This is a genomic window from Polaromonas sp. P1_A2, assembly GCF_056406895.1.
The window spans coordinates 86816-105950 of the sequence record NZ_JBFTZI010000004.1; the positions used below are offsets into that span (position 1 = coordinate 86816).

Genomic DNA, 19135 nt, shown 5'->3' on the forward strand with positions numbered 1-19135 from the left:
TTCGCGCAATCCGCTTTCATTTTCCATTCCGACCTTGTCCTCCCTCCCCGTTTCTTCCCCTTCCACCCCGCTCCACGTGCTGGCCGAGGTCTTCGGCTACGACAGCTTCCGGGGCCCGCAGCAGGCCATCGTGGACCACGTGGTGCGCGGCGGCGACGCGCTGGTGCTGATGCCCACGGGCGGCGGCAAGTCGCTGTGCTACCAGATACCGGCCATCGTGCGGCAGCAGGCCGGCCACGGCGTGACCGTGGTGATCTCACCGCTGATCGCGCTGATGCACGACCAGGTCGGGGCGCTGCACGAGGCCGGCGTGTCGGCGGCCTTCCTCAATTCCACGCAAAGCTTCGACGAAAGCAGCCAGCTTGAAAAGCAGCTGCTGCGCAACGAGCTGACGCTGCTTTACGCCGCGCCCGAACGCATCAACACGCCGCGCATGAAGGGCCTGCTGGCCTCTCTGCACGAGCGCGGGCTGCTGAGCCTGTTCGCCATCGACGAGGCGCATTGCGTGAGCCAGTGGGGCCACGATTTCCGGCCCGAGTACCGCTCGCTGAGCCTGCTGCACGAGACCTTTCCCGATGTGCCGCGCATCGCGCTGACGGCCACGGCCGACGCGCTGACGCGCCAGGACATGATCGAGCGCCTCAAGCTGGAGGACGCGCGCCAGTTCGTCAGCAGCTTCGACCGGCCCAACATCCGCTACACCATCGTCGAAAAAACCGACCCGACGCGCCAGCTGCTGCGCTTCATCGAGGCCGAGCACGAGGGCGAGGCCGGCATCGTGTATTGCCAGTCGCGCAAGCGCGTGGAGGAAATCGCCGGCATGCTGCAGGACGCGGGCCTCAAGGCGCTGGCCTACCACGCGGGCCTCGATTCGGCCCTGCGCCAGCAGCGGCAGGACCGCTTCCTGCGCGAGGACGGCATTGTCATGGTGGCGACGATTGCCTTCGGCATGGGCATAGACAAACCCGACGTACGTTTTGTCGCCCACCTGGACATGCCCAAGAACATCGAGGGCTATTACCAGGAGACCGGCCGCGCCGGCCGCGACGGCCAGAGTGCCGACGCCTGGATGGTCTACGGCCTGCAGGACGTGGTGAACCAGCGCCGGATGATCGACACCAGCGAGGCGGCCAGCGAGGAGTTCAAGCAGGTGATGCGCGGCAAGCTCGACGCCCTGCTGACGCTGGCCGAGGACACGCGCTGCCGCCGCGTCAGCTTGCTGGGCTATTTCGGCGAGGACAGCCAGCCTTGCGGCAACTGCGACAACTGCCTGAACCCGCCGGCCGTCTGGGACGCCACCGAGGCCGCGCGCAAGATGCTCAGCTGCATCTACCGCGTGCAGCAGGCCAGCGGCATCAGCTTCGGCGCCGGCCACATCATGGACATCCTGCGCGGCAAGATGACCGACAAGATGGCCCAGTACGGCCACGACAAGCTCAGCACCTTCGGCATAGGCGCGGACCTGGCCGAGGCGCAGTGGCGCGGCGTGCTGCGCCAGCTGATCGCGCGCAACATGGTGCGCGTGGACGCCGAAGCCTTCAGCACCCTGCAGCTGCTGCCGGACGCGCGCCAGGTGCTCAAGGGCGAAGTCAGCGTGGTGCTGCGCGAGCAGGCGGCAGGCGCCAAGGCCGGCGGGCGCGGCAAGCGCGTGACCAAGACCTCGGTCAAGGGCCTGGCCGAGGCCGCCCTCAATGCCGGCGCGCTGGAACGCCTGGCGCGCCTCAAAGCCTGGCGCGCCGAAGTCGCCCGCGAGCACAACCTGCCGGCGTTTGTGATCTTTCACGACGCCACGCTGCGCGCCATCGCCGAGCGGGCGCCGCAAAGCCTGGACGAGCTGGACGGCATCAGCGGCATAGGCGTGAAAAAGCGCGAGGCCTACGGCGCCGAGGTGCTGCGGGTGTGCGCGGCGGCTGACTAACCAGAAGAAGCCGCGTCACGCTCCATCAGGGTTATCCCTTGGCGGCGGAAAGCCCGCCTGGGTTTGGCGCACAGGATTGTTCCAGGGGCACGGCGCGCCCGGTTTTGGGGCGGCCAGGCCGGAAGTTCCGCGTTGGTGTCCATGCGCCATGCATGGCCGGCATACCAACCCATCATTAAGCTCATGACGCATTTTTCGCAAGGGTTTATCCCGAGCGAATAGGCCTTTGCGCCCCCTCGGCGCGCGCAATGCTTGGGTTAGCATTTCGGCGCTGGCACGCATCGTGCTGGACTACAAAAGTTTCACTGACTGGAGAATCCCGTGATCAAAATCGCCAAAAAACATGGTCTTGCCACGCTGGCTGCCGCCGGCCTCACCCTTGCTGCGATGGCACCCGCCCACGCCGGCAAGACACTGGACACCATCAAGTCGCGCGGCCAGGTGATTTGCGGCGTCAACGTCGGCCTGGCGGGCTTTTCCTCCGCCGACAGCAACGGCGCCTGGACCGGCCTTGACGTGGACACCTGCAAAGCCATCGCCGCCAGCGTGCTGGGCGATGCCAGCAAGGTCAAATGGGTTCCCCTGAACGCCCAGCAGCGCTTTACCGCGCTGCAGTCCGGCGAAGTCGACGTGCTCGCGCGCAATACCACCTTCTCCTTGACCCGCGACGCTTCGCTGGGCCTGCACATGACCGCCGTGACTTACTACGACGGCCAGGGTTTCATGGTCCCCGTGAAGAGCAAGATCAAGAGCGCCAAGGCGCTGAAGAACGCCACCGTCTGCGTGCAGTCGGGCACCACGACCGAGAAAAACCTGACCGACTTCTCCAAGGCCAACAACCTGAACATGAAGCCCGTGGTGTTTGAAAAGCAGGAGGCCGTCAACGCCGCCTACTTCTCGGGCCGCTGCCAGGCTTACACCACGGACGCCTCGGGTCTCGCCTCGGTGCGCAACAAGGAAGCCAAGGTTCCCGCCGACCACCTGATCCTGCCCGAACTGATCTCCAAGGAGCCGCTGGGCCCCATGGTGCGCCGCGGTGACGACGAGTGGTTCGCCATCGTCAAGTGGGTGGTCTACGGCCTGATCGAAGCCGAAGAGTACGGCGTGACCCAGGCCAACGTCGACGCCATGACCAAGGACAGCAAGGACCCCGTGGTCATGCGCCTGACCGGCAGCGGCGAGGATACCGGCAAGCTGCTGGGCCTGGACAAGGAGTGGCTGGTGCGCGCCGTCAAGGCCGTCGGCAACTACGGCGAGATTTTCGAGCGCAACGTCGGCCCCAAGACGCCCCTGGCGCTGCCGCGCGGCCAGAACAACCAGTGGAACAAGGGCGGCCAGATGTACGCCATGCCGCTGCGCTGATCATCCCTGATCGCCTGATTCCGATGCGTTGAACGCAAGCGGGCCGCTCGCAACCCTCCGTTGTCGAGCGGCCCGTTTTTTTTGGGTACACCGTTTATGTCCGAGCACTCCCTGATCCCACCGCGCCCGGCACCCGCCCTGCGGCGCAAGGTTTTTTCCTGGCGCAGCAAGCAGGCGCGCGCCATCGTCTACCAGGTGCTGGCCGTCAGCCTGATCGTCTTCCTGATCTGGCTGCTGGTCAGCAACACCATGGCCAATATGAAGACCCGCGGCATCCAGAGCGGTTTCGACTTCCTGATGCAGCCGGCCGGCTTCGACATCGGCGAAGGCTGGCTCAGCTACGACTCCATAGACCCCTACTGGAAAGCCTTTCTGGTCGGGCTGGTCAACACACTGCGCGTGGCGGTGGTCGGCATCGTGCTGACCTCCATCCTGGGCACTCTGCTGGGCGTGGGGCGCTTTTCGCGCAACGCCCTGGTGCGGGCGCTGTGCTACGGCTACGTCGAGACCTTCCGCAACATTCCGGTGCTGCTGCAGCTGCTGATGTGGTACCTGCTGTTCACCGAATACCTGCCGGCCGTCGACCAGGCCCTGCACATCGGCAAATGGGTTTACGTCAGCAAGAACGGCATCTCCTACCCCTCGCCGGTGTGGGGCCTGGGCCAGACGCTGGCGCTCGTCGGGGCGCTGGTGGGCGTGGTGGCCAGCGTGCTGTATGCGCGTAGCGCGCGCCGGCACTTCGACCTGACCGGCAAGCCACGGCCGGTGCTGTGGGTGTCGCTGGCGCTGATCGGGGGCGGTGCGGTGCTTGGCTGGCTCGCGGGCGGTGCACCCAACGAATGGAATATGCCGCTGCTGACCGAATCGCAGGTCGAAGGCGGCGGCGCGCTGTCGCCCGAATACCTCGCGGTGCTGCTGGGCCTGGTGCTTTACACCTCCGCCTTTGTGGCCGAGGTGGTGCGCGCCGGCATCGCCTCGGTGTCGCTGGGCCAGCATGAGGCCAGTGCCTCGCTGGGCCTGTCGCGCGGCCACTCGATGCGGCTGGTGGTGCTGCCGCAGGCGCTGCGGGTCATCATCCCGCCGCTGACCAACCAGTACCTCAACCTCACCAAGAACTCCTCGCTGGCCGTGGCCGTGGGTTACCCCGACCTGGTTTCCATCGCCAACACCTCGCTGAACCAGACCGGCCGGGCCGTGGAGTGCATCGCCATCATCATGCTGATCTACCTGAGCACCTCGCTGGCGACGTCCGGCCTGATGAACTGGTTCAACAGCCGTGCCGCCATCAAGGAGCGCTGAACGATGAGCAAGACTTTTGTGCCAATCGCAGCCCGCCCCGCCCCCATCAAGATGGAGGGCTTTGTGCCCTGGCTGCGGAGCAACCTGTTTTCCAGCGTCGGCAATTCGCTGGTGTCCCTCCTCGTGCTGGCGCTGCTGCTGTGGGCCGCTTCAGGCATCGCGCAGTGGGGCATCATCCATGCCGTCACGGCGGCGGAGCCGGACGCCTGCCAGGCCGCGCGCGGCGTGGGCGCCTGCTGGGGCGTGATCCGCGAAAAAGGCCGCATCATCCTGCTGGGCCGCTATCCGCAGCCCGAGCACTGGCGCGCCGAACTCGCGACCCTGCTGCTGCTAAGCCTGGTGGTCGCCAGCTGCATACGCTGGTTCTGGAAGCCCTGGCTGGCACTGCTGTGGGTGGTGGTGCTGGCCGCCTTCTTCACGCTGATGAGCGGCGGCGTCCTGGGTCTGGCCAAGGTGACGACCGACCAGTGGGGCGGACTGCCGCTGACGGTGATGCTCACGGTGATCTCCATGACGATCGCCTTCCCCATCGCCGTGATGGTGGCGCTGGGCCGCCGCGCCAACATGCCGGCCATACGCACGCTGTGCGTTATTTATGTGGAGCTGATACGCGGCGTGCCGCTGATCTCGGTGCTGTTCATGGCCAGCTTCATGTTCCCGCTGTTCATGCCCATAGGCCAGTCGCCCGACGTGCTGGTGCGCGTCATCGTCGGCATCACGCTGTTCGCGGCGGCCTATATGGCCGAGATCGTGCGCGGCGGCCTGCAGTCGCTTTCCAAGGGCCAGACCGAGGCGGCGGCCAGCCTGGGCCTGGGCTACTGGCAGACGCAGGTCAAGATCGTGCTGCCGCAGGCCCTGGGCACGGTGGTGCCCAGCATCATGAACAACTTCATCTCGCTCTTCAAGGACACCTCGCTGGTGACCATCGTGTCGCTGTACGAGCTCACCGGCGCGCTGTCGCTGGCCGTGGGCTCGGACCCGAACTGGCGGCCCTTCAAGATCGAGGCCTATATCTTCATCGCCGCGATTTATTTCACCTGCTGCTTCGCGATGTCGCGCTACAGCCTGTGGATTGAACGCCGGCTCGCCGTGGGCAAAGCCCGTTGAACAGGAACAAAAAAATGAGTGAACCCACCATCCACTTCGACAAGGTCAACAAATGGTACGGCAACAACTTCCACGTGTTGCGCGACATCGACCTGGAAGTCAGGCCGGGCGAGCGCCTGGTGATCTGCGGGCCTTCGGGCTCGGGCAAATCCACCATGATCCGCTGCATCAACGCGCTGGAGGACTACCAGGAAGGCAAGCTCACCGTCGCGGGCTCGCTGCTGGGCGACGACATCAAGGCGATTGACGCGGTGCGCCGACAGGTCGGCATGGTGTTCCAGCAGTTCAACCTGTTTCCCCACCTGACGGTGCTCGAGAACCTCACGCTCTCACCGACCTGGGTGGCGGGCCTGTCCAAAAAGGACGCGATAGAGCGCGCCATGCACCAGCTCGAACGCGTGCGCATCGCCGAGCAGGCGCAGAAATACCCGCTGCAGCTCTCGGGCGGCCAGCAGCAGCGCGTGGCGATTGCCCGGGCGCTGTGCCTGACGCCCAAGATCATGCTGTTCGACGAGCCGACCTCGGCGCTGGACCCGGAAATGATCAAGGAAGTGCTGGACGTGATGATGGAGCTGGCCAACCAGGGCATGACCATGCTGTGCGTGACGCACGAAATGGGCTTTGCCAAAGCGGTGGCCGACCGCGTGATCTTCATGGACCAGGGCCAGATCGTCGAAGAGAACACGCCCACCGAGTTCTTCAACCATCCGCAGACCGACCGGGCCAAGGATTTCCTGTCCAAAATTCTGGGGCATTAAACTAGCGCCCATGTGCCAATTACTGGGAATGAATTCGGCCAAGCCGGCGGACCTCAGGTTCTCGCTGACCGGTTTCGCCGCGCGCGGCGGCCTGACCGACCACCATGCGGATGGTTTCGGCATCGGGTTCTTTGAAGACAAGGCCTGCCGCCTGTTCGTCGACGCCCAGCCGGCGGCGACCTCGCCGGTGGCCGAGATGCTCAAGCACTACGCCATCAAGTCGCGCAACGTGGTTTCGCACATCCGCAAGGCCACGCAGGGCGACCCGATGCGGCTGGAAAACTGCCATCCCTTCACGCGCGAACTCTGGGGCCGGCACTGGCTGTTCGCTCACAACGGCGACCTGATCGACTACCAGCCGGAGTCCGCCGGCAACTACCAGCCCGTGGGCACCACCGACAGCGAGCGGGCTTTCTGTGCGCTGATGGAAGAACTCAAACGCATCAGCCCGCGCGAACCCTGCTCGGCCGACGTCGTGTTCGACACGCTGTGCGCCATGAGCGAGCGCACGGCCGAGTTCGGGGTCTTCAACTACCTGCTGTCCAACGGCCAGTCGCTTTTCGCGCACTGCTCAACCCGGCTGTGGTACCTGGTGCGCGAATGGCCTTTTTCCAATGCCAGCCTGGTGGATGCCGACCTCAGCATGGACTTTGCGCAGACCAACGACCCGGAAGACCGGCTCTGCGTGGTCGCCACCCAGCCGCTGACGCACAACGAAAACTGGCAGCAGATGCAGCCGGGCCAGCTTCTGTGGATGCAAGAAGGCCGCATCGTGCGGCAGGCGCAGCTGGAGGTCAGCGAGGCCATACGGAAGAAATACGAGGCCAGCCTGGCCTGCGTCTAGTCTCAAGCAACAGCCGCCACCCGGCGGGCCTTACTGCAGGAAACCCATGCTGCGGCCTTCACGCACCTCGGGTTTGATGCGATGTTCGGCTTCCAGCTGCGCGAGAAACTCCTCTGCGGAAAACTCGGCCGCGAGGATATCCACCTGGCGCTTGACCGCCGCGAAATCGCCGGGGCACAGCTGGGTGAGTTTGCCCAGGCGCTCGCGCAGCTCGCCGGCCAGCAGGGTTGCGTCACCGGCCAGCGCCTCGACCACAAACATGGTTTCGCGCTGCTCGCGCGTCAGTGGCATGAACCTGATCTTGAAAGTGAAGCGGCGCAGCGCCGCCTGGTCCAGGCTATTGAACAGGTTGGTGGTGCAAATGAAGATGCCGGCGTGGCGTTCCATGCCCTGCAGCATTTCATTGACCTCGGTCACCTCGTAGGTGCGCTGGGCGCCGCGCCTGTCCTGCAAAAAGCTGTCGGCCTCATCGAGCAGCAGCACGGCTTTTTCGGACTCGGCCTCGCGGAACATGGCGGCCATGTTCTGCTCGGTCTCGCCGACGTACTTGCTCATGAGGTCGCTGGCCTGCTTGATGATGAGGGGCAGGTCCAGCGCCCTGGCGATGTGTTCGGCCAGCGCGGTCTTGCCGGTGCCGGGCGGGCCGTAAAAACACAGGCTGCCATGGCCGCGGCTTTTGAGGGCCTCGACGATGCGCGACACTTCAAAGCGCGACTCGACATGGAGCATGGACAGGTCATAAGTGGTGACGCTGCGCCGCCCCGCCGCCTCCGATTTGTTGCCCAGGGCCACGTCGGCGTTCTTGAGCTGCCGCTCGATCAGCGACTCCATCAGCAGCGGCCGGCCGCCGGCCAGGGCGGCCTGCATGGCCTGGCCATCGACCTGCGCGTCCATTTTTTCCTCGGGCGCGCTGGCCAGGCGGGCAAAACGAACCGCCGTGCGTATCTGCGCGGGCGTGAGGCCCTTGCGCGCGGTGAGCTTGGCCACAAAAGCGTCGCTGACCTGCACGCCTTCCAGCGTCTTGCGCACCACGCCCTCGCGCGCGCCGGGCGGCGGCGAGCGCAGCTCCAGGTGGTAGGCGAAGCGGCGGCGGAAGGCCGGGTCTATCTGCTCGATGCGGTTGGTGACCCACAGCGTGGGCACTGTGTTGGACTCCAGGATCTGGTTGACCCAGGCCTTGCCGCTGACCGAGCCGCTGGCCGGCACCGGCAGCTGTTCGGAGCGCGCCATGAGCTGCGCGGCTTCGCTGGAGATGGGCGGGAACACGTCTTCGACTTCATCGAAGAGCAAGGCCGAATGTGTGCTGCCCTTGAGGAAGACCTGCGCGATCTGCAGCGAGCGGTAGCGGTCGCGCCCGCTCAGCGAGTTGCCGTCGCGGTCGGCGTATTCGACCTCGAAGAGGTCCAGCCCGGCCGCCTGCGACACGACCTTGGCGAGTTCGGTCTTGCCGGTGCCGGGCGGGCCGTAAAGCAGCACGTTGACGCCCTGCTCCTTGGTGGCCACGGCATTTCGCAGCAGGGACACCAGCACTTGCGCGTCTTCCTGCACAAAGGCGAAATCGGCCAGGCCCAGGCTGCTGTGCGCGGCGGGCCGGGTGAAGACGGCCATGAGTTCGTTCTGGTCGCGGTACTCGCGCATCAGCACGGGCGGCAGTTTTTCGCTGACCTTCATGAGGTCGGCCAGGTCGGTGATGTTGTGCTCGGAGATCAGGTTCTCGACCATGCCTATGCGCTCCAGGCGCGAACCGGCGCGCAGGGCTTCGGCGACTTCGGGTGCCTTGACGCCGGCCACGTCGGCGATGGCGGCATAGGCTTCAGGCGCGTTGTTGACCTTGAACTCCACCAGCAGGGAGCGCAGGTCGCGCTGGTAGCGCGCGAGCGTGCCGTAGAGCAGCAGCGCGCGTTCGGCACGGTTGAGCTGCAGCAGGTTGGCCAGCGCGTCGATGTTTTTTTCGACCAGGGTGGATTGTTTCTTGAGCGCGTGCGTGAGCCAGTCGCCGGTGGCGGCCAGCACCGAGAGCAAATCCCTGGGCTGGTCCTTGGCGTGTTCGTCGAGGTAGAAAAACAGCGTGCCCTCTTCGTAGGGGCCGCGCCAGGCGCCGTGGCGCGCCATGAACTCGGCGTCGCTCAGGCTTTCGTGGCCGCGCCAGAATTCGTTGTCCTTGCAGCGGCGGACCAGGAATTCACGCAGGCGCTGCAGCGCGGGCAGCGGCCAGACCAGGTGCCGGCCGGACAGCGAGAGCAGGCTGTTGAGGTCGCGCCTGACGTTGAACTTGGCGCCCTGGCGGGCCGCCAGCGTCAGCACGAAATGCGAACACATCAGGTCCAGCACCGGCGCTTCCTTCAGCCCGGGGGACAGCAGCCACTGCTGCTGCTCGCTAACGGAACGCTTGCTCATGGACAAACCTCCCAATCGCATCTAATGCACCGAATGCAACTACACCGCTGGTTGACATGCCTCTGGACCTTGCCTGTTTGACTGGATGCACCACCCTGGCTATGAGCGCCTTGGCGCCACGGGGTTCAACGAGACTCCACCATAACGCAGCTTGAAGCATCATGGAAGACGCTACTTGAACCCTGTCGTGTGAAATGCGCCACAGAATCGCTACCGTTACACGCGGACAATCACACGGCACAATCCCACCATCGCCACAGAGGACATCATGCTCAGCCTTACCGACATCGAACAGGCCGCCCAGCGCCTGCAAGGCCATTTGCTGGACACGCCCTGCGTGGAATCCCGGACGCTGTCGCAGCTGACGGGCGCGCAGATTTTCCTGAAGTTCGAAAACCTCCAGTACACCGCATCCTTCAAGGAGCGTGGCGCTTGTAACAAGCTCGCGCAACTGTCAGCCGACGAACGGCGCCGCGGCGTGATCGCCATGAGCGCGGGTAACCATGCCCAGGGTGTGGCCTACCATGCGCAGCGCCTGGGCCTGCGGGCGGTGATCGTGATGCCGCGCTTCACGCCCGGCGTGAAGATTGAGCGCACCCGCGGCTTCGGCGCCGAGGTGGTGCTGCACGGCGACTCGCTGGACGAGTCGCGCGCCCACGCCCTGCAGCTGGCCGAGCGCGAAGGCCTTGTCTTTGTGCATCCCTATGACGACGAAGCCATCGTCGCGGGCCAGGGCACCGTCGGGCTGGAGATGCTGCATGCCGTGCCCGAACTGGACACCCTGGTGATTGCCGTGGGCGGCGGCGGCCTGATCGCGGGCATGGCCACGGCGGCCAAGGCCCTCAAGCCCGGCATTGAAATCATCGGTGTGCAGACCTCCCGCTTCCCGGGCATGGTCAACGCCATCAAGGGCACCAAGCACCCGCAGGGCACCAGCACCATCGCCGAGGGCATCGCCGTCGGCACGCCGGGCCTCATCCCGCAGGCCATCATCGCCAAGCTGGTGGACGACCTGGTACTGGTCGACGAGGGCGACATCGAGCAGGCCATGGTCATGCTGCTCGAGATCGAAAAAACCCTGGTGGAAGGCGCGGGCGCGGCCGGGCTGGCGGCGCTGCTCAAGTACCCGGCGCGTTTTGCCGGCAAGAAGGTCGGCCTGGTGCTGTGCGGTGGCAACATCGATCCGCTGCTACTGGCCGCCATCATCGAGCGCGGCATGGTGCGCGCCGGGCGCCTGGCGCGCATCAAGGTCAGCGTGCGCGACATTCCCGGCTCACTGGCGAAGATCACCGCCACCGTGGCCGACGCCGGGGCCAACATCGACGAGGTGCACCACCAGCGCGCCTTCACCATGCTTTCGGCCCAGAACGTGGAGATCGAGCTGGTGATACAGACGCGCGGGCGCGACCACATCCAGCAGGTGCTGGCGGCGCTCAACGCGGCCGGTTACGAGGCGTCGGAGCAGCACTGAGCGCGGCGGGGGGCCACGCTCAGTTCCAGCCAATCACCTCAAAACCACGTTCGCTGAGGCAGCGCTGCACAAAGCTGCGGTAGGTGCTGTTGGGCTTGTCGTTGTGAAACGCCCCCGACACCGCGCCGGCCGAGCCGCCCACGGCGGCGCCCGCGGCGCCGGCGCGCAGCACGCCTTCCCCGCCGCGCCCGGTGATCAGGGCGCCCACGGCCGAGGCCACGCCGCCGACGGCCGCGCCCTCGCCGGCGCGGCGGCCCACTTCATTGCCGCTTTGCGAGGGGCTGAGCCCGGCGGCCGAGGCCCGCGACATGCAGGCATTGACCTCGGCCTGGCCCTGGGCATCGCCCACGCGGTTGAGCGTGGCATTGGGATACAGCACCGGCCTGGCCGAGGCGCTGCTGGGCCCGCCGGTGGCGCAGGCCGACAGCAAGGCCAGCGCGGACACGGCGGCCGGCAAGAGTCGAAATGAAGTCGGGTATTTCATGCGTTCCTTCCGCAAACAAGCGTGGGTAAAGGGTAACGCAACTGGGCAATGCAACCGACGGCGGCGGCCTGTTTGCCGCCGGGGCGCCGCATGCGGCTAAAATCTGCCCAGACTTTCAAGCAATTCAGGAACCCCCATGTCCAGTTCAGCCAACCACACCACCAATGCCGCCCACGACAGCCCCACGTCCGCCCAGGAGCAGGAAGCCGTTGACGCCATCGTCCCCGTGATCCCCATTGTGCTGCCCGTGGTCGGCGGCGTGCTGATGTTCCTGCTGGCCTTTATCGCCATCTACATGGCCTGATACTCCCCCGCTTCCCCTAAAAAGTCCGCAGCCTGCGGACTTTTTTGTTTCCGGCCCTGGCGCCCGCCGCCGGCCCGTTTCACCGCAAAAACCGCCGTGAAACCGCAGGCCAGGCCCCCTTCGCGGTATTCCATACCCCCATGTCAGGGCTGCCTGAACCCCTACACATGGTATGCATAACCTCATGCAAGTTCTGCATAACTTTTGACGGTAACTGCAAGGTAACCGGCGCCTATCTTCTTAAAATGAATTCTCTGGCCGACCCGTGGAAGGCGGAAAAGCAGGCCTCCCGGCCGCTTTTTTGACCTTGCGCCGCAGCACCTCCGGGCTTGCGGCCCCGCCCGCCGACCAGGGCCCGGTTGTTGCGTGAGCTGCCCTGTTTCAGGCCCTTGAAGGCCCGGTTCGGAAAAGCCCCAAGCCTTATTTCGACAGTCGTTTCGATGTCGCAACCTCTTTCGGTTGCCGCGCGACGCCTCTCGAAATAACGCTTTTTAACTTTGGAGTTTTTTCGATGAACCAACCTGTGATGCAAGGCCTGCAGCTCAACACACCCAGCTACGTCAAGAACGCGAAACTGATCGCCTGGGTCGCCGACATGGTGGCCCTGTGCAAGCCCGACAATGTGTACTGGTGCGACGGCAGCGAGGCCGAATACCAGCGCCTGTGCCAGCAACTGGTCGACGCCGGCACCTTCAAGAAACTCAACGAGGCCAAGCGCCCCAACAGCTTCCTGGCCCAGAGCGACCCCAGCGACGTGGCCCGTGTGGAAGACCGCACCTATATCTGCTCAGCCAAAAAGGAAGACGCCGGCCCGACCAACAACTGGATGGCGCCCGCCGAAATGCGCCAGACGCTGCAGCCCCTGTTTGACGGCTGCATGAAGGGCCGCACCATGTACGTCGTGCCGTTCAGCATGGGCCCGCTGGGCTCGCCGATCGCGCACATCGGCATTGAACTCTCCGACAGCCCTTACGTGGCCGTCAACATGAAGATCATGACGCGCATGGGCCAGGCGGTGTTCGGCGTGCTGGGCGTGGACGGCGACTTCGTGCCCTGCGTGCACACCGTGGGCGCGCCGCTGGCCGAGGGCCAGAAAGACGTGAAGTGGCCCTGCAACAAGACCAAATACATCGTGCACTACCCCGAGACCCGCGAGATCTGGTCTTACGGCTCCGGCTACGGCGGCAACGCGCTGCTGGGCAAGAAGTGCTTTGCACTGCGCATCGCCTCCAACATGGGCCGCGACGAGGGCTGGCTGGCCGAGCACATGCTGATCCTCGGCGTGACCAACCCCCAGGGCAAGAAATACCATGTGGCGGCGGCTTTCCCCAGCGCCTGCGGCAAGACCAATTTCTCCATGCTGGTGCCGCCCGCCGGTTTTGACGGCTGGAAAGTCACCACCATAGGCGACGACATCGCCTGGATCAAGCCCAGCGCCGACGGCAAGCTCTACGCCATCAACCCCGAAGCCGGTTATTTCGGCGTGGCCCCGGGCACCAACTTCCACACCAACCCGAACTGCATGGCGAGCCTGGACAAGAACGTGATCTTCACGAACGTGGCCCTCACCGACGACGGCGACGTATGGTGGGAAGGCATGGAAAAAGACACCGGCGGCCAACCCGCGCACCTGATCGACTGGCAAGGCAAGGACTGGACGCCGCAGATCGCCAAGGAAACCGGCGCCAAGGCCGCCCACCCCAATGCCCGCTTCACCGTGGCCGCCACCAACAACCCGGCGCTCGACAGCGCCTGGGACGACCCCAAGGGCGTGGCGATCGACGCCTTCATCTTCGGCGGCCGCCGCTCCACCACCGTGCCCCTGGTCACCGAGGCGCGCAACTGGGTCGAAGGCGTTTACATGGCCGCGACCATGGGCTCGGAAACCACGGCAGCCGCCACCGGCCAGGCCGGCGTGGTGCGCCGCGACCCCTTCGCCATGCTGCCCTTCATGGGCTACAACATGAGCGACTACTTCCAGCACTGGCTCAACGTCGGCAAGAAGCTGGAAGCCACGGGCGCCAAGATCCCCAAGATCTACACCACCAACTGGTTCCGCAAGGGCGAGGACGGCAAGTTTGTCTGGCCCGGCTACGGCGAGAACATGCGCGTGCTCAAGTGGATGATCGACCGCATCGAAGGCACGGGCAAGGGCTCGGAGCACATCACCGGCATCAGCCCCGCCTATGAAGACCTGAACTGGACCGGCCTCAATTTCAGCGCCGAGCAGTTCAAGACCGTGACCAGCATCGACAAGGCCGCCTGGCTCAAGGAGCTGGAGCTGCACGCCGAACTGTTCAAGCAACTCGAACATCACCTGCCGAAAGAGCTGGGGGAGACCAAAGCCGCGATCGAGCGCCGCCTGGCTGCCTGACCGGCAGAGCCAAGCGGGCACGGCGCACGACCTGCGCCGCGCCTTATGCCCCCAGGCCAGCAGGCCAGGGCAAAAAAAAGCCACCCGACAAGGTGGCTTTTTTTGTGGGCCGCCGCTGCGGGCGGCCGGGCATCCGGCGGGATGCTTAGATGTAGCTGCGGTGGTAGGCGCGCAGCACCGAGGCACCGCTGGCGGCTTCGGCGCGCTCTGCCTTGGCGACAGGAGCGGCGGGTGCTTCCACTTCAGCGTCGGCCGCGCGTTGCAGGGCCATTTGCAGGTCGGCCATCACGCGGGGGTCATTCTTGGCGGCTTGCCAGAGGCGTTGGTCGGCGCGGGCTTCGGCCAGGCTGCGCGACCAGTCGTCCAGGCCGGCTTTGACACGGGCGGCCAGGTTGCGCGCGGTGCCGGCGAACAGCGCCAGGACGGCAAAGGCGACAGCCCACAAGGCGATCCACATCACCAGGAGGTGGCCTTCGGTGACGCTGTCCATCACCTGGTAAGCCACCACCATGATGGCGGCCGCCACGGCGGACAACAGCAGCGTGGCGAGGCCGCGGGTGCCGGTGAAGGCCTGGCCCAGCTGGCGTACGGCACCAAAGGCCGACTCAGCGCGGACAACGCCGGGATGCTGTGTGGAATGTTTGATATTGACGAAGCTGGTCATGATGAACTCCCGTTATGGCTAATCCCCGCCAGGACAAGATATCTCGGCGGGTACAGGGATATTAGGGTTATCACTGATGCTATTCAACTTTATCTTTATGATGAGATTCATTCATACTGGTGATAACTGAGGCATTTGCCCTCCAAACCATGGCTTCCGACACCTTCAATCCCCTCAATTTCCGGACGCTGGACCTGAACCTGCTCCGTGTGTTCGACGAAGTGATGGCAGAGCGAAGCCTGACGCGGGCCGCGCGCAACCTGTCGCTGACCCAGCCCGCCGTCAGCAATGCGCTGCGCCGGCTGCGCGAGACCCTGGGCGACGAGCTGGTGCAGCGCAGCGGCCAGGGCATGGCTCCCACACCGCGCGCCCTGGCCATCTGGCCGGCCGTGCGCGAGGCGCTGCAGCAGCTGCAGGAGTCACTGGTTCCCAACGAATTTGTGCCCGGCGAGGCGAACACCACCTTTGTGCTGGCCATGGCCGACGCCACCGCGGCCGAGCTCATGCCCGGCCTGGTCGAAACGCTGGAGCGCGAAGCCCCGGGCGTGTCGATACGGGTGGTGCCGCTCACCACCCGCGACCCGCGGCGTCTGCTGGACGAGGAAACCTGCGACCTGGCCATAGGCTACTTTCCCTCGCTGCTGGCCGACCTGACGGCCAGCGAGCAAAGCGGCGAGCCGCTGCCGTTTTCGCACCAGCGGCTCTACGACGGCGAATATGTCTGCGTGATGCGCAAGGACCATGCGCTGGCCACCGGCCCCTTCACGCTCAACCGCTTTTGCGCCGCGCGCCACATGCTGGTGAGCTTTTCGGGCCGGCCCTACGGGTTTATCGACGAAGCCCTGGCCTCGCTGGGACGCAAGCGGCAGGTCGTGCTCACCGTCAACCAGTTCTTCACGGCAGGCCGCGTGGTGGCCAACTCCAACCTGCTGACGGTGTTGCCGCGCCACTTCGTGCGCGTGACCGGCATTGCCGAGCAGCTGGTGCTGCGCCCCTTGCCCTTTGACGTCTCGCCGGTGCACGTGGACGCGGTATGGCACCGCCGTTCCCGCCAGCGCAGCGCCCACATGTGGCTAAGGCAGGCGGTGGTGCGCGCCGCCGACCAGGCGTTTTCCGCCTGAGCCCCTTTCCTCTATTACAGATGACATGGTGACGTGCTTGCGCGCACGGCGGTACATCAGCTAAGCTGGCGCCGCCCGCTCCAGGACGGGACCACAACAACCATGCCAGCCCGAGGGATCCCTTCCGTGACAACACGTCCGAATTTCCGTCTGCGCCCGCTGAGCGCTTCCCTTGTCCTGGTCGGCCTGCTCGCGGCGCCCGGCAGCGGCATCGCCCAAAGCACTGACTGGAGCGCCGGCGCCGGAGGCAACTGGAGCACCGGCGGCAACTGGACCAGCGGCGTGCCCACCGGGGCGACTGCCGCGCGCCTGACCAATGCCGGCGACCAGGCCACCCTGAACGCGGGCGGCGCGGCGCAGTCGCTGGACGTGCAAAGCAGCGGCGAGGTCATCGTCGGCGCGGGCGGGTCGCTGGCCGTCGGCGACCTCATCAGCCTGGGAACGACCACCGGCGGTGGCGTCGCCAGGCTCACCATCCAGGGAGGCGGCACGGTAAGCGCCGCCCATCTTTTCGCGGGTGACGGACTCCGGCAGGGCATTGTCACGGTCACCGGCACCGGCTCCAGCCTGACGCTTGCGCCGGTCGGGCTGGGGCAGGCGCAGCGCTTTGAGATAGGCGGCAACGGCGCGGGTGAGCTGCACATTGATGCCGGCGCCAACGTCACGGTCAACGGCACGCGCACCCTGCATGTGGGCGACACGGCCAACGGCACGCTCTTCATAGGCAGCGGCGCGGGCGCCGGCACGCTCGCGGCCGACAGCGTGATCCTCGGCACGGCGGGCTCCTCCGTGCAGTTCAACCACACCGGCACCACAACGTTTTCAGCAGCTGTTTCCGGCAACGGCTCTCTGACCAAGTCGGGCGGCAGCGGCACCACCATCCTCACGGGCGCCAATACCTATACCGGCGGCACCACCGTGGGAGCCGGCATACTGCTGGGCAACACCACCAGCCTGCAGGGCAATATCACCAACAACGCGGGCGTGACCTTTAACCAGGCCGGCAATGGCACCTACGCCGGCACAATGACCGGCACGGGCATCCTCGCCAAAAGCGGCGTGGGCACCGTGGTGCTGACGGGCGCCAACAATTATTCCGGCGGCACCAGCGTGACGAACGGCACCCTGCAGGGCAACACCACCAGCCTGCAGGGCAACATCACCAACAACGCTGCCCTCATCTTCGACCAGGCGGCCACAGGTACCTACTCCGGCGCCATGACCGGCACCGGCACCCTCACCAAAATGGGCGCCGGCAACCTGGTGCTCGCCGGCGTCAACGGCTACAACGGCGCCACCGCCGTCAATGCCGGCACGCTGTCGGTCAACGGCAGCATCGCCAACTCGGCCGTCACCGTCAACAACGGCGGCACGCTGGGCGGCAGCGGTACGGTGGGCACCACCACCATCGCCGCGGGCGGCGTGCTGGCGCCGGGCAACTCCATAGGCACGCTGACGGTCAACGGCAACGTGACGTTTGCAGCGGGGTCGATCTACCGTGTTGAAGTCGACCCGGCCGGCAATAGCGACCGCATCCACGCCACCGGCACCGCGACGATCAACGGCGGCACAGTCGATGTGCAGGCCGGCGCCGGCACCTATGCCGCCAGCACGCAGTACACCATCCTTACCGCTGCGGGCGGGCGCACCGGCAACTTTGCCGGCGTCACATCCAACCTAGCGTTCCTGACGCCGACGCTGGGCTATGACGCCAACAACGTTTTCCTCACGCTGGCGCGCAATCAAACGCCCTTCGCCTCGGTTGCCATCACGCCGAACCAGATCGCCGCATCGACCGCGCTGCAGAACGCCGGCAATGCGGGCGACATGGGCACGGTGCAAACCGCGCTGACGGGGCTGTCGGCCGTGCAGGCGCGTGCCGCCTATGACGCAGCCGGAGGCGCGGGTATCGTTGAGCTGCGCCGCGCCTCCGCCGGCTTTGCCGCCAGCCTCGGCAACCAGCTGCAGGCTCGCCTGGCCGCGGTGCAAGGCCGGGGCACCGGCACACTGGCCAATTCCTTTACCGACCGGCCGCTTCTGCTGGCCGCCAATGACACGCTGTCCGGCCTGATGGCGCCGGTGTCCGATACGCCCCCGCGCAAGTTTTCGCTCGCCGGCAACGCGCCGGCGCTGCCCGCCGCTTCGGATGCGGGCCAGGGCCTCTGGGCGCGCGGTTACGGCGGCCACAGCACCACCGACGCCGACGGCAACGCGGCAGCCAGCCGCCTGCGCGGTTCGGGACTGAGCATTGGCTTTGATGCGGAGGCCAGCGAAGGCTTGCGTTTAGGCGTGGCCGTAAGCACCGGCACCGCCCGCCTGTCCACCGACAACAACGAGACCGGCAAGACACGCGGCACCGCGCTTGCGGTGTATGGCGGCTACACCAGCGGTGCCTGGAGCTTCAGCGGCTCGGCCGGCATGAGCTGGGGCAAGAACCACATGGACCGCGGCATCAGCTTCGGGACACTGAGCCGCACGGCCAGCGGTGACTTCGACAGCGACACGCTCTCGGCCTACGGCGAGGCCACCTATTCACTCGCCATGGACGGCTGGACACTGCAGCCGCTAGCCGGGCTTTCGCTCAGCAGGAACAAGGCGAACGACTTTACGGAAACGGGGGCCGGCGCGCTGAACCTGCAAGTGGCGAGCCAAACCACCCACTCATCCAGATCAGTCCTGGGCGCCAGGGCCTTCTTTGACGTGGGCCGCATCCGCCTGGAACCTCGCGTGGTCTGGGCCCATGAATTTGGCGACCTGAACACGCCGATGACGGCGCAGTTCCAGGGCGCGGCCACGGCTTCGCCTTTCCAGATTTCGGGCGCGGCACTGAAGCGGGACACGCTGATCCTCGGGCTGGGCGCGACCGGCAGCATAGGCAAGGGAGTTGATCTCTTCGCGGACGTGCAAGCCGAATTCAACGCGGCCCAGCGCAACGTGGCAATGCTGGTGGGATTGCGCAGCCGCTGGTAAACGGCAAGCCGCCGCGGCCCGGATCCAGGCTCTGGGTTCTTTCCGGGGCATGCTTTTTGCGT

Annotated in this window: 14 protein-coding genes; 11 read left to right on the forward strand and 3 right to left on the reverse strand. The window is 65.8% G+C overall.

Annotated elements, in window-relative coordinates; all coding sequences use genetic code 11:
• The first annotated feature begins 34 nt into the window (after positions 1-34).
• The 6 genes from recQ (at position 35) to AC1D09_RS16475 (ending at position 7288) form a co-directional block, all read left to right on the forward strand.
• Positions 35-1918 carry a DNA helicase RecQ gene (recQ, locus tag AC1D09_RS16450; RefSeq protein WP_477664214.1) on the forward strand — a complete coding sequence of 628 codons (1884 nt, stop codon included), beginning with the start codon at positions 35-37 and terminating at the stop codon, positions 1916-1918.
• A 387-nt stretch (positions 1919-2305) separates the two neighbouring features.
• Positions 2306-3280 (forward strand): amino acid ABC transporter substrate-binding protein, encoded by a 975-nt coding sequence (locus AC1D09_RS16455; RefSeq protein WP_477664223.1) that lies wholly within the window; start codon positions 2306-2308, stop codon positions 3278-3280.
• Between the two features lie 96 nt (positions 3281-3376).
• A complete protein-coding gene (locus tag AC1D09_RS16460; RefSeq protein ID WP_477664215.1) occupies positions 3377-4579 on the forward strand; it encodes an amino acid ABC transporter permease in 1203 nt (400 codons plus the stop codon).
• A gap of 3 nt (positions 4580-4582) precedes the next feature.
• Positions 4583-5686, forward strand: a complete 1104-nt coding sequence (locus tag AC1D09_RS16465) for an amino acid ABC transporter permease (RefSeq protein WP_477664216.1) — start codon at positions 4583-4585, stop codon at positions 5684-5686.
• Between the two features lie 14 nt (positions 5687-5700).
• On the forward strand, positions 5701-6444 hold the full coding sequence (locus AC1D09_RS16470; protein ID WP_074578347.1) for an amino acid ABC transporter ATP-binding protein: 744 nt from the start codon (positions 5701-5703) through the stop codon (positions 6442-6444).
• Between the two features lie 10 nt (positions 6445-6454).
• The gene (locus AC1D09_RS16475; RefSeq protein WP_477664217.1) at positions 6455-7288 is read left to right on the forward strand and encodes a class II glutamine amidotransferase; all 834 of its coding nucleotides are present in this window, start codon (positions 6455-6457) and stop codon (positions 7286-7288) included.
• Positions 7289-7318: 30 nt separating this feature from the next.
• Here AC1D09_RS16475 and AC1D09_RS16480 read toward each other — a convergent pair whose 3' ends face one another.
• Positions 7319-9685, reverse strand: a complete 2367-nt coding sequence (locus tag AC1D09_RS16480; protein WP_477664218.1) for an ATP-binding protein — start codon at positions 9683-9685, stop codon at positions 7319-7321.
• Between the two features lie 268 nt (positions 9686-9953).
• On the opposite strand from AC1D09_RS16480, the gene AC1D09_RS16485 reads away from it, so the two are divergent.
• Entirely contained in the window at positions 9954-11156 is a 1203-nt protein-coding gene (locus AC1D09_RS16485; protein ID WP_477664219.1) for a threonine ammonia-lyase, read from the forward strand.
• A 19-nt stretch (positions 11157-11175) separates the two neighbouring features.
• Here AC1D09_RS16485 and AC1D09_RS16490 read toward each other — a convergent pair whose 3' ends face one another.
• Positions 11176-11640, reverse strand: a complete 465-nt coding sequence (locus AC1D09_RS16490; RefSeq protein ID WP_074578362.1) for a glycine zipper family protein — start codon at positions 11638-11640, stop codon at positions 11176-11178.
• A 136-nt stretch (positions 11641-11776) separates the two neighbouring features.
• Here AC1D09_RS16490 and AC1D09_RS16495 point away from each other — a divergent pair, with 136 nt between their 5' ends.
• Both AC1D09_RS16495 and AC1D09_RS16500 read left to right on the forward strand, forming a co-directional pair.
• Positions 11777-11944, forward strand: a complete 168-nt coding sequence (locus tag AC1D09_RS16495) for a hypothetical protein (RefSeq protein ID WP_007873808.1) — start codon at positions 11777-11779, stop codon at positions 11942-11944.
• A gap of 511 nt (positions 11945-12455) precedes the next feature.
• The gene (locus tag AC1D09_RS16500; RefSeq protein WP_074578365.1) at positions 12456-14318 is read left to right on the forward strand and encodes a phosphoenolpyruvate carboxykinase (GTP); all 1863 of its coding nucleotides are present in this window, start codon (positions 12456-12458) and stop codon (positions 14316-14318) included.
• A 145-nt stretch (positions 14319-14463) separates the two neighbouring features.
• On the opposite strand, the gene AC1D09_RS16505 is transcribed toward AC1D09_RS16500, so the two are convergent.
• A complete protein-coding gene (locus AC1D09_RS16505; RefSeq protein WP_477662575.1) occupies positions 14464-14982 on the reverse strand; it encodes a hypothetical protein in 519 nt (172 codons plus the stop codon).
• Between the two features lie 149 nt (positions 14983-15131).
• On the opposite strand from AC1D09_RS16505, the gene AC1D09_RS16510 reads away from it, so the two are divergent.
• Positions 15132-16103 carry a LysR family transcriptional regulator gene (locus AC1D09_RS16510; protein ID WP_477701139.1) on the forward strand — a complete coding sequence of 324 codons (972 nt, stop codon included), beginning with the start codon at positions 15132-15134 and terminating at the stop codon, positions 16101-16103.
• 126 nt (positions 16104-16229) lie between these two features.
• Positions 16230-19073, forward strand: a complete 2844-nt coding sequence (locus AC1D09_RS16515; RefSeq protein ID WP_477701140.1) for an autotransporter outer membrane beta-barrel domain-containing protein — start codon at positions 16230-16232, stop codon at positions 19071-19073.
• Positions 19074-19135: the final 62 nt, after the last annotated feature.

Excerpts from the sequence above, each read along its gene's own strand:
- AC1D09_RS16480 (WP_477664218.1), bottom strand. The coding sequence starts at position 9,685 with ATGAGCAAGCGTTCCGTTAGCGAGCAGCAGCAGTGGCTGCTGTCCCCC.
- AC1D09_RS16485 (WP_477664219.1), top strand. The coding sequence starts at position 9,954 with ATGCTCAGCCTTACCGACATCGAACAGGCCGCCCAGCGCCTGCAAGGC.
- AC1D09_RS16470 (WP_074578347.1), top strand. The coding sequence starts at position 5,701 with ATGAGTGAACCCACCATCCACTTCGACAAGGTCAACAAATGGTACGGC.
- AC1D09_RS16465 (WP_477664216.1), top strand. The coding sequence starts at position 4,583 with ATGAGCAAGACTTTTGTGCCAATCGCAGCCCGCCCCGCCCCCATCAAG.
- AC1D09_RS16505 (WP_477662575.1), bottom strand. The coding sequence starts at position 14,982 with ATGACCAGCTTCGTCAATATCAAACATTCCACACAGCATCCCGGCGTT.
- AC1D09_RS16490 (WP_074578362.1), bottom strand. The coding sequence starts at position 11,640 with ATGAAATACCCGACTTCATTTCGACTCTTGCCGGCCGCCGTGTCCGCG.
- AC1D09_RS16500 (WP_074578365.1), top strand. The coding sequence starts at position 12,456 with ATGAACCAACCTGTGATGCAAGGCCTGCAGCTCAACACACCCAGCTAC.
- AC1D09_RS16475 (WP_477664217.1), top strand. The coding sequence starts at position 6,455 with ATGTGCCAATTACTGGGAATGAATTCGGCCAAGCCGGCGGACCTCAGG.
- AC1D09_RS16510 (WP_477701139.1), top strand. The coding sequence starts at position 15,132 with ATGGCTTCCGACACCTTCAATCCCCTCAATTTCCGGACGCTGGACCTG.
- AC1D09_RS16495 (WP_007873808.1), top strand. The coding sequence starts at position 11,777 with ATGTCCAGTTCAGCCAACCACACCACCAATGCCGCCCACGACAGCCCC.
- AC1D09_RS16460 (WP_477664215.1), top strand. The coding sequence starts at position 3,377 with ATGTCCGAGCACTCCCTGATCCCACCGCGCCCGGCACCCGCCCTGCGG.
- AC1D09_RS16455 (WP_477664223.1), top strand. The coding sequence starts at position 2,306 with ATGGCACCCGCCCACGCCGGCAAGACACTGGACACCATCAAGTCGCGC.